This is a genomic window from Paenibacillus durus ATCC 35681 (assembly GCF_000993825.1).
Lineage (GTDB): Bacteria > Bacillota > Bacilli > Paenibacillales > Paenibacillaceae > Paenibacillus_AQ > Paenibacillus_AQ durus_B.
Genome location: NZ_CP011114.1, coordinates 5,405,464 through 5,418,595, shown reverse-complemented (window position 1 = coordinate 5,418,595; position 13,132 = coordinate 5,405,464). Strand labels below are relative to the sequence as shown.

The following is a 13,132-nucleotide window of genomic DNA, read 5'->3' as shown; positions in this document are numbered from 1 at the left end:
TTTTTTCTACGATAGTTAAAGTTTTTTAATCGATTCTTAGACTGACTAACGTTAAAAATACGCCTACAAAAGTTACCAGGGCAGCTACCCAAGGCAATGCACTTAAATGGAGTGAAGGGTTCTCTATTACGATCCCGCCTAAAAATGCCCCAAGCGCATTCCCCATGTTAAAAGCAGCCACATTCAACCCAGAGGCAAATTGAGGCGCATCGGAAGCTTTTTCTAAAATGTGCATTTGCAATGGAGGAATAGAAGCAAACGCAGAACCCCCCCAGATAAAGATTGTGATGATTGCCGCTATCGGATTGTGGATGGTAAAGGTTAAACTGGTCAAAACCACTGCCAGTACAATTAAGGCTCCGAGTAAGGTGGGCAACAACCAGCGATCAGCCAGCTTTGCTCCCACAATGTTACCAACTAAAGTGCCGATCCCGTAGATCAGCAAGATTGCAGAAACACCATGTGAAGAGACACCCGTGATTTGCTCCAGCATAGGAGTAATATAAGTTAGAACAGTAAAAACCCCGCCAATACCAAAAACGGTCATCATAAGCGCCAATAATACTTGGGGGCGACGCAGCACACCGAATTGTTTCCGCAGAGATGCCACTTGTTCTTGTTTCACCCCGGGAAGCAGTAACGCGATCGCCATGAAAGCAATAACCCCAATCCCTGCAATCACGTAAAATGGCATTCGCCAGTTGTAAGCAAGACCGAGATAGGTGCCTAAAGGCGCCCCCAACACTGTAGACAAAGTCAAACCCAAAGACACTAAAGCAAGTGCACTTGTTTGTTTACCTGAAGGAGCTAGTTTGGCTGCAACGACATAGCTTTCTCCAAAAAAAGTTCCATGCATAAATGCACAAATAACCCTGGCGATCATCAAAAAGGTATAATTCGGCGCCCATGCGCAAAGAAGATTTCCGATTGCAAATCCCCCAACAAGCAATAAAAGCAAGTTTTTTCGAGAGATTCTCGAGAAGATAACCGATACGAATGGAACACCTATGACAACACCTAATGCATATCCTGTGATTAACAGACCCGCTGCAAAAAGTGATACTTTCAAGTCTTCGGCAATCGTAGGCAAAAGCCCCATTGGTACTAATTCTGTCGTGCCGATTCCAAATGAGGCAAGAGTTAACGCCCAGAGCGCAATTGGCATACGGTTCATTGCATGGATCCTACTCCCAAAATGGGCATCTGACTCACGGTCACATACCGCAATTTGTTACTTTCTTGAGGTGATAAATAAACTTCCCTGCCCGGCATTTCCGGGCTGATCCGGTAGCCGTTCTCCTCAATCCAGGACCCTAGATCAATGCTCACTGGCGTATCCACATCTGGACGGCTAATATGGGTCACCGCCGCAACGGTCATTTCCGGCAACTCCATCGTCTGAAAGCGAGCCGTGTCCTGAAGCTTGCGCGGGATTGGGCAAGCTATTTCCAGATCGATGCTGCTTTCACACTCCGGACAACCATGCCACATCACTATATGGGTTACAGGCAGCGGTATACCATTCCATTTTAAATATTCGTCGATTTCTTCGAATAACCCGGGAATACTTGCTCTGCTTGTGGTCTCTTTAAGCGTTGCTACCATTAAGGGCTCGACCTTCTTAACCACAACCTCATAATGAGAAAGACCGTCACTTTGCCGTTCAATTTGTTCCAGTCTGACCTCTATACGCCTTAAACGCTCCATTTCCGACTGAATCAGCGAGTGCAGCTCCGCCTGCTTAAGCCGAAGCATTCCGCGAATTTCCGCCGTAGATACGTTATCATTCAGAAGCTGTTTGATTTGTTCTAGTGTAAAACCAAGATCCTTAAACGCCAGAATTCGATGCAGATCAAGCAACTGTTCGCTCTTGTAGTAACGGTAACCGCTTTGTTGATCCGTGTAGGAAGGTTTGAGAAGTTCAAGTTGGTCATAAAACCGTAATGTTTTGGCGGGAACTTGACTTAACTTTGAGAATTCGCTGATTTTAAACATGGGCTTCACTCCTTTCTGTACCCGAATTATAAACCTTCCATACAAGTGGAAAGTCAAGCAAAAAAATGCTGCAAACCGACATCTAACCTCAGTTTGCAAAATCCGAATACCCTGAAAATATAACTGCTGAGAGCATGACTAGTACTTCATCAGTCTAAAAGCAGTTAAATCATGGAATCTATGATATAGTCAAAGTAAAAGAGGTCGAGCCGATGAAAAAACGAGACTATATCGTAAGTCTAAACGCTGAACAACAAGAGGAACTGAAACGTATGTGTAGCCAAGGAAAGTCGACGGCGCGCGCGTTGCGGCGAGCCCAAATTCTGCTGTGGGCCGATGAAAATCGGCCAGGCGGTAAACTTTCGGATGTGGAAATCGCCGAACGCTCAAACGTGCATACCAACACGGTCCATCTCGTTCGAAAACGGTTTGCCGAGCAAGGCCTTCAGGCCACGCTTGAGCGAAAAAAGCGGTTAACCCCACCGAATCCTCCCAAAGTTACAGGCGAACTGGAAGCCCAAATCATTGCACTCAGTTGCAGTCCACCGCCCGAAGGAAAGAGCCGCTGGTCCTTGCGGATGCTGGCCGACAAAGCCGTTGAACTGAACTACATCGAAAGTCTTTCCTATGACACGGTAGATAAAATTTTAAAAAAACGAGCTCAAGCCTCATCTTCGTAAATGCTGGTGCATTCCGCCAAAGCAAAATGCCGCGTTCGTTGCCACCATGGAAGATGTATTGGAAGTGTATCGACTGCCTTACGATCCGGCTTGTCCCGTCATCTGCATGGACGAAAAACCGTACCAGCTTCTGGATGAAACCCGGGTGCCCATTCCGATGAAACCCGCTAAACCGCTGCGAGAAGATGCGGAGTACGTGCGCAATGGAACGTGCAGCATTTTCATTTTTACGGAACCACTTGCGGGCTGGCGACATGTGAGTGTTCGTCCACAGCGCACGCGGGTGGAATGGGCGGAACAAGTCCGCGATCTGTTGGATGTTCATTACCCGGAGGCTCCGAAAGTGCGCCTCGTGATGGATAACCTGAACACGCATTCTATCGCCTCCCTGTACCAGGCATTCGAACCGGAAGTGGCTTTGCGTCTGGCGAAACGCCTGGAAATCCATTACACACCAAAACACGGTAGTTGGCTTAATGTGGCCGAAATCGAACTCAGTGTCATGACCCGCCAGTGTCTGGGACGCCGGATTCCTTCTTTAGAAGATTTGGCCCATGAACTTACCGCATGGGAAGCGGGACGCAATGCGTCTCAAAAGGGAGTAGACTGGCAATTCACCACGGAAGACGCCCGAATCAAACTGAAACGCTTATATCCACAATTTAAAGACTGATGAAGTACTAGATTAAAAAAAACCGGCGGCAGTTCAGGACTCCGCGTTCACGTCCATTACTGCCGCCGGCTTTTAGGTTAAATGAATCAATTCACCATAAGTCCCATTTCCTCTGCTGCTTCTTTCAGCACATCCGCGTATTCGACGAGCGTCTCACGGGACAGCCTGCTGACCGGCCCGGACAGCGACAGGGCTGCGGCTACCTCGCCGCTGCGCCCGATGACGGGCACGGCGACAGCGGCTGCGCCCGGCTCGCGTTCCTCAAAGCTGGTCGCGTAGCCCGACCTTATCACTGCTTGCAATTGATCCGCATACCCTTGGCGGTCAATCGCCTGCGGCCAGTCCTCCCCTTCCAGCAGCTCCTTTTGGACCTCTGGAGGGGCGTAGGCCGCCAGCACCTTGCTGGAAGCTCCGACCGACAGCGGCAGCCTGGCGCCGATCTGCGCCACGCGCCGGATGGCCTGATTGCTCTGCACCGCCTGGATGCGCACCCGCTCCAGTCCATCCCGGAGGTACAGGCTGACCGTCTCCCCGAGTCGGTCGCGCAGCCGCTCCATCGCCGGGAGCAGCAGCGTACCCGGGTTCTCCGAGACCGGCAGATGGGTCGACAGCTCCCAGATCCGGATGCCGAGCCTGTATTTTTCCGTAGCCGGGTTGCGGGTGATGAATCTTCTATCCTCAAGCGTAGTCAGCAGCCGATGCACCGTGCTCTTGTGCAGGCCGATGCCAGCGGCAATCTCGGTCAGGCTAAGATCGCTGTCTCTTGTAAAACACAACAGAATATCGAGCGCACGCTCCACGGCGCGCACCGTCAGTTTACGGTCGTCATCCACGGGTCTCTTCCTTTCATGTTTCACCAAATGAAACACGGTTACAATATTTTCAGTCATTTATATCTTAGCAAAAGTCTGTGAAAAGTCCAGCAGATTCACCCCATCAGGCAGAGCTGGGCGGTACTTTACAGTTACATTACAAAAGGAGCCGATTCGTTGACTTTGCAGTAACATGACCATACGATAGATTACAAGTGCAAACGAATCCACTTATCCAAAAATACTCGCAAAACTTAGCGTATGCTTTCGATGCCAGTTTTGCACGAAGAATAATCAATGCTGCTATTACTCGCAAAACTTTGAGGAGGGGACCTTATGGATCTTACACATCCGCGCACCGGTACGACGGTCTCCCCAAGGCCGCAAAGCCGTCAGCGCGATACGACGCCGCAGCTGTCGCTGCGATGGATTCGCATAAAGCATGTTATTGTGGCGCTGCTGCTGTCCGTTTTCTTTTTTCTCGTGTTCTGCTTTATCTCGCTGCACGCTTATATTACCTGGGTGCTGTCCAATCCGACGGTCGCCCCGCTGTTCTCCAATCCGGCATTGTCCAAAGGTCTGAAATACGAGGATGTAACCTTTCCGGCAAGCGACGGCAGCCGCAATATCCAGGGCTGGTACATTCCCTCCAAGAACTCGACCAAGACGATCGTGTTCAGCCACGGCTATGGCGCCAACCGCGAGGAATCCTGGGTTCCGATGTACGATCTCGCCCATTTTGCGCACCGTCTGAATTTTAATGTCATCATGTTCGATTACGGCTTCGCTTCCCCCAGCAACAAAGACGTGGCGACAGGCGGCAAAAAAGAGTCCCGCGAGCTGCTCGGAGCCATCCAGCTTGCCAAGCAGCGCGGAGCGAAGGAGATCGTCGTGTGGGGCTTCTCCATGGGCGCGGGCACCGCTCTGCAGACAGGGCTGGTTACCAAGGATGTGGATGCGATGATTCTTGACAGCACCTTCCTGCTGGAGCCGGACACGCTGTACCACAACATTAGGCAAAATATTGATCTTCCGCGCCATCCTTCGCTTGAAATCATGGAGCTGCTCTTCCCCGTGCTGAACGGCACAGGTCTGAATCAGATTCCTTATACCCAAGTGAAGACCGAAGATTATCCGTTTCCGATTCTGTTTATGCATGGAACGCAGGATGACAAAGCGCCTTATCCGATCGCCGAGAAGCTGGCCGCCAATCAGACCAATCCGTATTCCGACTCCTGGATTGTGGAAGGCGCCCATCATGAGCTGCTGTTCCGCGAGCACCCCCGTGAATACCTGCGCCGGGTTTCCGCCTTTCTAAGCAATGTTCCGCTGGCGAAAGCCGCAGAGAAGAAACGGCAGATCAACTAACACCTCACATAGTACAACCCTCTCCGCTCATACCCTATAGAGAAAGACATATTACGGGAGGGTTGTACGCCATGCTGTATCCATATGGGCCACCATCATCAGTACGAATATTGGAAGAAATCAGTTTTTGGAAAAATCAGGAGAAGGAGAACACGGCGCTCATCAAATTCGCCTTTCCTGAACTGGAGGCGCCTTATGTGAAGCTGATGGATGATTGGGCCGCCGTCTTCGCTGCGACCGGGAACGCCGCCCGGAGCCTGCTTGAGACACCGCCATCTATAGCTGCGCCAAGCGGCGCCGATCCCACCGAGGCTGAACGTCTGGCGGCAGCCGCTGGCGAGCAATCCCGGGAGTTTATCCGCCAGCTTACTGCCATTCATGAGCAGACCCCTGCTCTCAGAGGAGCTGCGGAGGAGGCCTTCCTGCCCCATGTTATCCGTGAGACGGAATATTTTCTCGGCGTTCTTAACAGACCGGGGTATTCCGGCGCGCCCTTCGGGACTGCCGGGGATGCTTCGGCAAGACTTTCTGAAGGAGCGTCCGCCGGGTTCTCCCCCTCCGGTACGGGCGATCAAGAACTAGGTCCTACCCCCGCCCAACGGGAGCTGGCTCCCGTACCGATTGGGGGGCATAAGCTTCCGCCGCTGCCTTATCCCTACAACGCCCTGGAGCCGTATATTGATGAGAAGACGATGCGGATTCATCACGACATACATCACAAGAGCTATGTTGACGGCTTGAACAAAGCGGAGAAGAAGCTGAGTGACGCCCGAAAGAGCGGTGATTTCGAGCTAGTTAAGCACTGGGAACGGGAGCTTGCTTTTAACGGGGCCGGCCATTATCTGCACACAATATTCTGGGATGAAATGTCCCCTCATGGCGGCGGAAGCCCTACGGGAGCTCTCCTGATGGCCATAGAGCGGGACTTCGGTAGCTACAACGCCTTCAAGAAGCAGTTCAGTGAAGCCGCCGAGAAAGTGGAGGGCGGCGGCTGGGCTATTCTCGTCTGGAGCCCGCGCAGCCATAGGCTGGAAATCCTGACAGCCGAGAAGCATCAGAACCTGTCCCAATGGGATGTTGTCCCGCTGCTCGCTCTGGATGTATGGGAGCATGCCTACTATTTGAAGCACCAGAGCAGACGCGGTGATTATATCAAGGACTGGTGGAAGGTCGTCAACTGGCCTTATGTATCCGAGAGATATGCTCAAGCAATCAAGCTCGCCTGGAAACCTTACTAAAGCAGCCATAAAAAGAGAAGCCTTAGCTTCGAAGCTTATTCCAAATACTTTTCTAGGCCCCGAATATTTCATCATTAAATAACCGGCCCCCTGAAAAATTTCAGGGGGCCGGTTTGCCGCCGATACCGTTATTCCTTGATTAATGACAGAAATTCCGCCCGGGTAGCCGGGTTCTCACGGAAGATTCCCCTAACAGCCGAGGTAACCGTCTTGCTGCCCGGCTTCTTGACGCCCCGGGCGCACATGCACAGATGCTCTCCTTCGACAACCACCATGACACCATTCGGATTCAGCACTTCGGTCATGATGTCGGCGATTTGCGTGGTGATGCGCTCCTGCACCTGCAGGCGGCGCGTCACGGCTTCCACCAGCCGCGCCAGCTTGCTTAGCCCGGCAATGCGTCCGCTCGGAATGTACCCGATATGCACCTTGCCGAAGAAAGGAGCCATATGGTGTTCGCACTGGCTGTAATAGACGATGTCCTTGACAATAACGAGCTCTTCATGGGACTCATTAAAAGTAACACCAAGAACTTCTCTAGGGTCGACGGAATATCCGGCGAAAATCTCCTCGTACATCCGCGTTACCCGGGCAGGCGTCTCCAGCAGCCCTTCCCTTCCGGTATCCTCGCCGATCAGCTCCAATATTTTCTGAACATGATACTCTATCTTCTCACGGTTGGCCGACACGCTGCCATTCACATAATCTTTGACTCCGCCCATGAAACTTCCTCCTTCAGACCGTCCCCGCTGACAAGCGGAAGCCCAGTCCGGTTACTTGCTCTTTCTTTTTGGTCCTTTATTTCCGCCGGACGGACCACGTCCCGGCACGTTCTGGTTCTTCATCATTTGCTGGGCGCGCTGCATTTGCTTACTGTTCAAATTATATCCCATCTGCTTGGCAACCTTTTGCAGCATCTCCGGATCATTCTGCATGCTGGTCATTTGCCTGCGCAGATAATATACACCGATAAAAAAGCCGCCGAGCAGCCCCACAACCAGCGTAATAATAGGAAGTGCAATAGTCATTTAAAAACCCACCTCTGAGCTGTAATATGACGCGCAGCTTAACGCGCGCGAATCTATCATAGCATTTCAAGAACTGGACAGCAATTGGGAATCCGAAACTGTCCGTCCGCTTCTGCTGTTAAGGGTCTATTGGGCCTGCCAGCCGGGACTTCGCCCGGCCCAAACGTCCGGCGACTTCCTCGTCCTGCTCACTCTCCAGCGCAAGCTCCACAGCCGCAAGCGCCGCTTCGCCGCCGATGGCGCCAAGCGCCCAGGCCGCCGCGCCGCGCAATTCGGGACGCGGGTCACGGAGCAGCACTTCGCTCAGCTTCGGCACGGCGGACGCGTCTTTGAAATTGCCGAGCGCGATAACGGCGTTGCGCTGGATGGGCTTTTTCCCTCTCCAGGCGGCGGCGCTGCTTCCGAATTTCTCCTTGAACTCGCGGTTGCTGAGGTCAAGAATCGGCAGCAGCAGCGGCTTTGCCTGCTCGGGATCGGGCAGCAGCTCTTCATGGTGATTCCAGTTCTTTCCCCGGTTGTGGGGGCAGACAATCTGGCAAGTATCGCAGCCGTACAGACGGTTGCCGATTTTGGCCATGTACGTCTCGTCAAGAAAGCCTTTGGTCTGCGTCAGGTAAGAGATACAAGCCTGGGCGTTAAGCTCTCCAGGCCCGACAAGCGCCCCCGTGGGACAGGCGTCAATGCATTTCGTGCATGTGCCGCAGCCTTCCGTTACGGGCGTGTCCGGCGGAAAGGGAATATTCGTGATCATCTCGCCGAGATAAATCCACGAGCCCCATTTCGGCGAAATGACCGCGCAGTTTTTGCCGCTGAAGCCGATGCCCGCCCGCTCCGCCACCGCCCGGTCCACCAGAACGCCGGTATCCACCATGCTCTCCATCACGGCATCAGGCACCCGCTGACGGATAAACGCTTCCAGACGTTCCAGCGCCTCGCGCAGCACGAGATGATAATCCCGGCCCCAGGCCGATCTCGCCAGAATGCCCCTGCGCTCACCCGGCTCGGACTTTGGAGGATTGTCCATTTTGGACGGATAGGCCACCGCGATGGCGATGATTGACTTCGCCTCTCCTTCCCGCAGCGCGGGAATCGTTCGCTTGTCCAAATCCGGCTCCTCAAAGCCGGAATCATAGCCCTTGTCCCGGTGCTCCTGCAGCAGATTTTTCAAAAAAAGAAACGGCTCCGCCGTCGTAAATCCGATATCGTCAATACCGAGCGTCTGCGCCGCTTCCTTGATTTCTTTCTTCAGGCTCTCCCACCTTGGGGGCGGGGGCGCATAAGATGTGTATTCCGGGGTGTTCATTACCTCCGCCTCCTCTCAGGTCATCGTGTACAGCCAATTTCATTCTACATTCTATTCGGATAACGTCTTGACAATAGAAAAGCATATCTCCCTACCGTTTGCAACGTAGGGATGATATGCTGAAGTGGAAAAGGAACCGTCTCCCGGCTCCGGTGGCGCTGCTCTTATATGGTTAATGTTTCCGCTTTCGCAATGCCGGCTAACCTGTCCTTAATCACCCGACGATGCTCAGCTTTCGCACCGATTTAAAGATCTGGTTCTCGCCATAACCCATCGCTTCGTACAGGGGGAGGGCAGCCTCGTTATGCTCGTCGCCGACAACGTAAATTCCGTTGACCTTGCGCGCTTGAAATCTATTCTCCATAGCGGATACAAGACTTCTGCCGATTCCTCTGCGGCGATAATCGGGATGAACGGCAATACGGAAATAACAACCATAATTTCTCTCAATCGTGCCAATCAGCGCTCCGACAATTTCCCCTTCTTCTTCCGCAACAACAATGAGATTGGAATCCCATGAAAGCTGTCTGGATAAGGGTTCGATGGTGTTCTCGAAACATTCTTCAGATAAGGCGGCTTGCAGCAGTTCAGTCACTGGACTTACGTCGCTTAATTGAAAGGAACGAACGTGCATTCTTTACAGTCTCCCTTTTCTTTAGCTTTGGATTTTACAAAAAGAAGGAGTTCCCTTTATATTCAGGAGGGCATAAAAAGCATCAACTAGCGAGGAATGCCTGCTCTTATTTCTATTAAAACATATATTTCGGGCGATATCATTACTTTTATCGCGTAAGCGCTTGTAAGTAAGCGGATTCACGGCACTTTATACAAATTGTTCATCTTTCAGGAAGAATTTAGTGTATAGGTTGCTTTTTTCAGGAAATATTAACGTAGTTAACATCGGGTTTACATACATTGTGGCTAATTTTGTCGGGAATTACAGTTGATTTACTTTATAAACGTTTTAGTTTGTTTAGTGTTGCATTCTCCTTTCAGATACGGTTTAATATGAATATGAGCTTGGAAGCAGGACCTATAATTGACATTGACATAAAAGATTATGGCGCCCCGCAAGCGGCAGAGTCTTTTATCTATACAAATTCCAATTACAATTCAGGAGGGATTTTTCCATGGCATTTGAATTACCGGCACTTCCTTATCCAAATGACGCTCTCGAACCGCACATCGATGCTACAACGATGGAGATTCATCACGACAGACACCACAACACCTATGTGACCAATCTCAACGCCGCACTGGAAAAGGCACCCGAACTGCAAGGCAAAGGTCTGGAAGAACTGATTTCCAATCTGGATGCCGTACCGGAAGCGATCCGCACCGCAGTACGCAACAATGGCGGAGGTCACGCTAACCACTCCCTGTTCTGGGAAACGATTGGACCGAATGCCGGTGGAGCTCCAACCGGAGCATTGGCCGGCGCTATTGACAGCGAGCTGGGCGGCTTCGAGAAATTCAAGGAAGACTTCGCTGTGGCGGCAACAACCCGCTTCGGCAGCGGCTGGGCTTGGCTCGCGCTCAAGGACGGCAAACTGTTCGTGACCAGCACGCCTAACCAAGACAGCCCATTGATGGAAGGCGCGACTCCGCTGCTCGGACTTGACGTATGGGAGCATGCCTACTACCTGAAATATCAAAACAAACGCCCTGACTACATCAAAGCATTCTGGAACGTTGTAAACTGGGAAGCCGTCGGCAAACTCTACGACAGCGCGAAGTAAACCGCTGACGGATTTGTACAGCAAGTTCAAACCATAGCAAGAAGAAACGGCTGCGCCGTCCCCGTAATAGGAGGGCATCCGTTTCTCGTAGAAGTATAAGACCAAACGATAGGCGCGAAGCTTATAAAGTCTTATATTTTGAAGAAGGGATTGTCCCGCACGGGGCAATCCCTTTTTATGTTTATTCCTTCATTCTGCCGAAATGGCGCTTACGAACCGGCGGACCGGGCTTTGGCAATCTCGCTAAAGCCGCCCTGTGGAGGCAGAACATTCCGGCTAAGCATCCTACCCGCCGGATGCTGCGGCATCCCTGTCATCGAAGTAGGCGTTCAACAGCTTAAGAAATACGTTCGGAAAAGCGTATTGCGCCATGTCCCCGCGCCCAATCCAGCGCATTTCCGCCCGTTCCGCGGATTGCCCGCTCTCGTCGGCGAAGAGCTCAGGCGCCGCTTCGGCCGTACGCTCCGTAGCGTACGGCGCCCGAGCTTCCGCCGCCACAGGCAGCGGAAGCGCCTCCTCCCTGCAGCGGTACACCTGCAGGGTCCAATGGATATGGCTGAACGTGTGCTCGGCAGCCATAAAATGCCCCTCCGGCCGGGCGGCGATCCCCGCCTCGGCCAGGGACCGGCGCAGCCGGTCCATCGCGGCCGCATCGCCCGGCCGCGCGGCGCCGGCGCCGGGAGCCTCCGGCGCCGGCCAGTGCGGCAGCTCCCACATGCGGGCCAGAAGCCCGCTGGACGGCCGCTGCCGGATCAGCACCCGGCCCGCGTGCTCGCCGCGGCCCTCCACCAGGGCCGCGAGCCGCGTTTCCGGGCGCGGCGGCTTGGCCTTGGTCTTGACGGGCAGCGAGGTCTCGCGGCCCGCGAGCCGCCCGGCGCAGCGTTCCATCACCGGGCAGACCAGGCAGCGCGGCGATTTCGGGGTGCAGACCAGCGCCCCGTGTTCCATCAGCGCCTGATTGAAATGGGACGCTTCGTCGCTAGGAATAAGCTCCTTTGCTAATACTTCCATTTTGACCCGGGTCTTGGCCTTGGCGATATCGTCCTCAATCAGAAAGAAGCGGGACAGCACCCGCATGACATTCCCGTCCACCGCCGGCTCCGGCCGGTTAAAAGCGATGCTGAGAATCGCCCCCGCCGTATAAGGGCCTACGCCCTTCAACCCGAATACCGCTTCGCGGTCGTCCGGAACCTTCCCGCCGTAGGATTCCTTCACCTGTCTTGCGGCATGCTGCAAGTTCCGGGCTCTGGAGTAGTAGCCGAGCCCTTCCCAGCATTTCAGCACCTCTTCCTCCGGCGCATCGGCCAAAGATTCAATTGTGGGAAACTGCCCGATAAAGCGGTTGAAATACGGGATGACCGTATCCACCCGGGTCTGCTGCAGCATAATTTCCGATACCCATATATGATAAGGGTCGCGGGAGCGCCGCCACGGCAAATCGCGCTTCTGCCCGTGGTACCACTCCAGCAAATGGCGGCTGAAGAACGCCATGTCCTCCCGCCTCTCCATGTCCCGCTGTTCTTCATCCTGTGCCATGTTTACGCTCCTTGCTGTTTTAATTCGAAGTTTATATAAAATGAACTTAAGATTTTCCCATCAGATATCAGTCGTAACTACGAGGAATGTTTGGACTTCCGGCCGCTGTTGTCCCCAGATTTCTCAATTAAAACCGCTCTTCGCGGATGAAATCCGGAGACAAAGGCGATCGCTATCGCTCCTACAGTTCCAAACTTCCCCTTCGTTACTCCTTACCCGGATGTTATTTTTCAAGTTCATCTTATATATGTTGAAAACCCGCTGCCCGGCTAATGCGCCCGCTGCTCGACAACGGCAAAGGCCGATGCCAGATCCCGGGTATGCGTGATCGTAAGGTGAATGATGTAATCGTATCCTTCCGGCAGATTCAGCCTCGCCCAAGCTTCGCCTGAAATGACCGCTTCCGGCCGGCCCAGCTTCCCTGGGAGTATTTCTATATCCGTAAATCCCAGCGCCGCCCCGATTCCGCAGCCGAACGCCTTGACGATGGCCTCCTTGGCCGCAAACCTTCCGGCGGCATATTCCGCCGTGAGACCGCCCCGGCTTCGCGCCACGGAAAGCTCGCCTTCGGTCAGGACGCGGCGCGCAAACCTGCCGCCGAGCCGCCCTTCCAGCAGAACGGCGATCCGGTTAATCTCCAGCACATCATTCCCGATTCCGTATATCAAGGTACACGCTCCTCAATTCTTCTTTTTCCGTAAATTCATATGGGAAATGATATAGATAGTATAGTGCTGAGGCAAGCTTTCTGCTATCTTAA

General features: G+C 53.1%; 13 protein-coding genes. 4 read left to right on the top strand and 9 right to left on the bottom strand.

From position 1 onward, the window contains the following. Positions 1 to 25 precede the first annotated feature (25 nt). Complete coding sequence (locus VK70_RS25355; protein ID WP_201778739.1) at positions 26 to 1,174, bottom strand: MFS transporter; 1,149 nt, start codon at positions 1,172 to 1,174, stop codon at positions 26 to 28. Continuing rightward, entirely contained in the window at positions 1,171 to 1,995 is an 825-nt protein-coding gene (locus VK70_RS25350) for a MerR family transcriptional regulator (protein WP_025694480.1), read from the bottom strand. Before VK70_RS25350 ends, VK70_RS25355 begins: the two co-directional genes overlap by 4 nt. Positions 1,996 to 2,207: 212 nt before the next feature. On the opposite strand from VK70_RS25350, the gene VK70_RS28125 reads away from it, so the two are divergent. Beyond that, positions 2,208 to 3,348 (top strand): IS630 family transposase gene (locus VK70_RS28125; RefSeq protein WP_144415158.1). Its coding sequence is split into 2 segments (ribosomal slippage): positions 2,208 to 2,647 and positions 2,646 to 3,348, totalling 1,143 coding nucleotides; the frame shifts between segments, so codons are not numbered across the junction. Between the two features lie 86 nt (positions 3,349 to 3,434). On the opposite strand, the gene VK70_RS25335 is transcribed toward VK70_RS28125, so the two are convergent. Continuing rightward, a complete protein-coding gene (locus VK70_RS25335) occupies positions 3,435 to 4,181 on the bottom strand; it encodes an IclR family transcriptional regulator (RefSeq protein WP_025695198.1) in 747 nt (248 codons plus the stop codon). A gap of 315 nt (positions 4,182 to 4,496) precedes the next feature. Here VK70_RS25335 and VK70_RS25330 point away from each other — a divergent pair, with 315 nt between their 5' ends. Continuing rightward, a complete protein-coding gene (locus VK70_RS25330; protein ID WP_025695197.1) occupies positions 4,497 to 5,528 on the top strand; it encodes an alpha/beta hydrolase in 1,032 nt (343 codons plus the stop codon). Between the two features lie 71 nt (positions 5,529 to 5,599). Continuing rightward, positions 5,600 to 6,766: a Fe-Mn family superoxide dismutase gene (locus VK70_RS25325; RefSeq protein WP_046723959.1), complete on the top strand. Its 1,167-nt coding sequence runs from the start codon at positions 5,600 to 5,602 to the stop codon at positions 6,764 to 6,766. Between the two features lie 128 nt (positions 6,767 to 6,894). Here the strand turns inward: VK70_RS25325 and folE are convergent, their stop codons facing one another. The 4 genes from folE to VK70_RS25305 all read right to left on the bottom strand — a co-directional run bounded on the left by folE (position 6,895) and on the right by VK70_RS25305 (position 9,731). After that, positions 6,895 to 7,488, bottom strand: a complete 594-nt coding sequence (gene folE, locus VK70_RS25320; protein WP_025696912.1) for a GTP cyclohydrolase I FolE — start codon at positions 7,486 to 7,488, stop codon at positions 6,895 to 6,897. A gap of 51 nt (positions 7,489 to 7,539) precedes the next feature. After that, positions 7,540 to 7,794, bottom strand: a complete 255-nt coding sequence (locus VK70_RS25315) for a YneF family protein (RefSeq protein ID WP_025696911.1) — start codon at positions 7,792 to 7,794, stop codon at positions 7,540 to 7,542. A 118-nt stretch (positions 7,795 to 7,912) separates the two neighbouring features. Continuing rightward, positions 7,913 to 9,097 carry a tRNA epoxyqueuosine(34) reductase QueG gene (queG, locus tag VK70_RS25310; RefSeq protein ID WP_036641350.1) on the bottom strand — a complete coding sequence of 395 codons (1,185 nt, stop codon included), beginning with the start codon at positions 9,095 to 9,097 and terminating at the stop codon, positions 7,913 to 7,915. Between the two features lie 214 nt (positions 9,098 to 9,311). Next, positions 9,312 to 9,731, bottom strand: a complete 420-nt coding sequence (locus tag VK70_RS25305; protein ID WP_025696909.1) for a GNAT family N-acetyltransferase — start codon at positions 9,729 to 9,731, stop codon at positions 9,312 to 9,314. Between the two features lie 496 nt (positions 9,732 to 10,227). Here VK70_RS25305 and VK70_RS25300 point away from each other — a divergent pair, with 496 nt between their 5' ends. Then, a complete protein-coding gene (locus tag VK70_RS25300; RefSeq protein WP_025696908.1) occupies positions 10,228 to 10,836 on the top strand; it encodes a superoxide dismutase in 609 nt (202 codons plus the stop codon). A 285-nt stretch (positions 10,837 to 11,121) separates the two neighbouring features. Here the strand turns inward: VK70_RS25300 and mutY are convergent, their stop codons facing one another. Beyond that, positions 11,122 to 12,372 (bottom strand): A/G-specific adenine glycosylase, encoded by a 1,251-nt coding sequence (mutY, locus tag VK70_RS25295; RefSeq protein ID WP_411431688.1) that lies wholly within the window; start codon positions 12,370 to 12,372, stop codon positions 11,122 to 11,124. Between the two features lie 269 nt (positions 12,373 to 12,641). Further along, the gene (gene acpS / locus VK70_RS25290) at positions 12,642 to 13,040 is read right to left on the bottom strand and encodes a holo-ACP synthase (RefSeq protein ID WP_025700203.1); all 399 of its coding nucleotides are present in this window, start codon (positions 13,038 to 13,040) and stop codon (positions 12,642 to 12,644) included. Positions 13,041 to 13,132: the final 92 nt, after the last annotated feature.

What these genes read in the sequence shown, in the direction of transcription:
- VK70_RS25355 (WP_201778739.1), bottom strand. Translation starts at nt 1,174, where the DNA reads ATGAACCGTATGCCAATTGCGCTCTGGGCGTTAACTCTTGCCTCATTT.
- VK70_RS25350 (WP_025694480.1), bottom strand. Translation starts at nt 1,995, where the DNA reads ATGTTTAAAATCAGCGAATTCTCAAAGTTAAGTCAAGTTCCCGCCAAA.
- VK70_RS25330 (WP_025695197.1), top strand. Translation starts at nt 4,497, where the DNA reads ATGGATCTTACACATCCGCGCACCGGTACGACGGTCTCCCCAAGGCCG.
- VK70_RS25325 (WP_046723959.1), top strand. Translation starts at nt 5,600, where the DNA reads ATGCTGTATCCATATGGGCCACCATCATCAGTACGAATATTGGAAGAA.
- folE (WP_025696912.1), bottom strand. Translation starts at nt 7,488, where the DNA reads ATGGGCGGAGTCAAAGATTATGTGAATGGCAGCGTGTCGGCCAACCGT.
- VK70_RS25315 (WP_025696911.1), bottom strand. Translation starts at nt 7,794, where the DNA reads ATGACTATTGCACTTCCTATTATTACGCTGGTTGTGGGGCTGCTCGGC.
- queG (WP_036641350.1), bottom strand. Translation starts at nt 9,097, where the DNA reads ATGAACACCCCGGAATACACATCTTATGCGCCCCCGCCCCCAAGGTGG.
- VK70_RS25305 (WP_025696909.1), bottom strand. Translation starts at nt 9,731, where the DNA reads ATGCACGTTCGTTCCTTTCAATTAAGCGACGTAAGTCCAGTGACTGAA.
- VK70_RS25300 (WP_025696908.1), top strand. Translation starts at nt 10,228, where the DNA reads ATGGCATTTGAATTACCGGCACTTCCTTATCCAAATGACGCTCTCGAA.
- mutY (WP_411431688.1), bottom strand. Translation starts at nt 12,372, where the DNA reads ATGGCACAGGATGAAGAACAGCGGGACATGGAGAGGCGGGAGGACATG.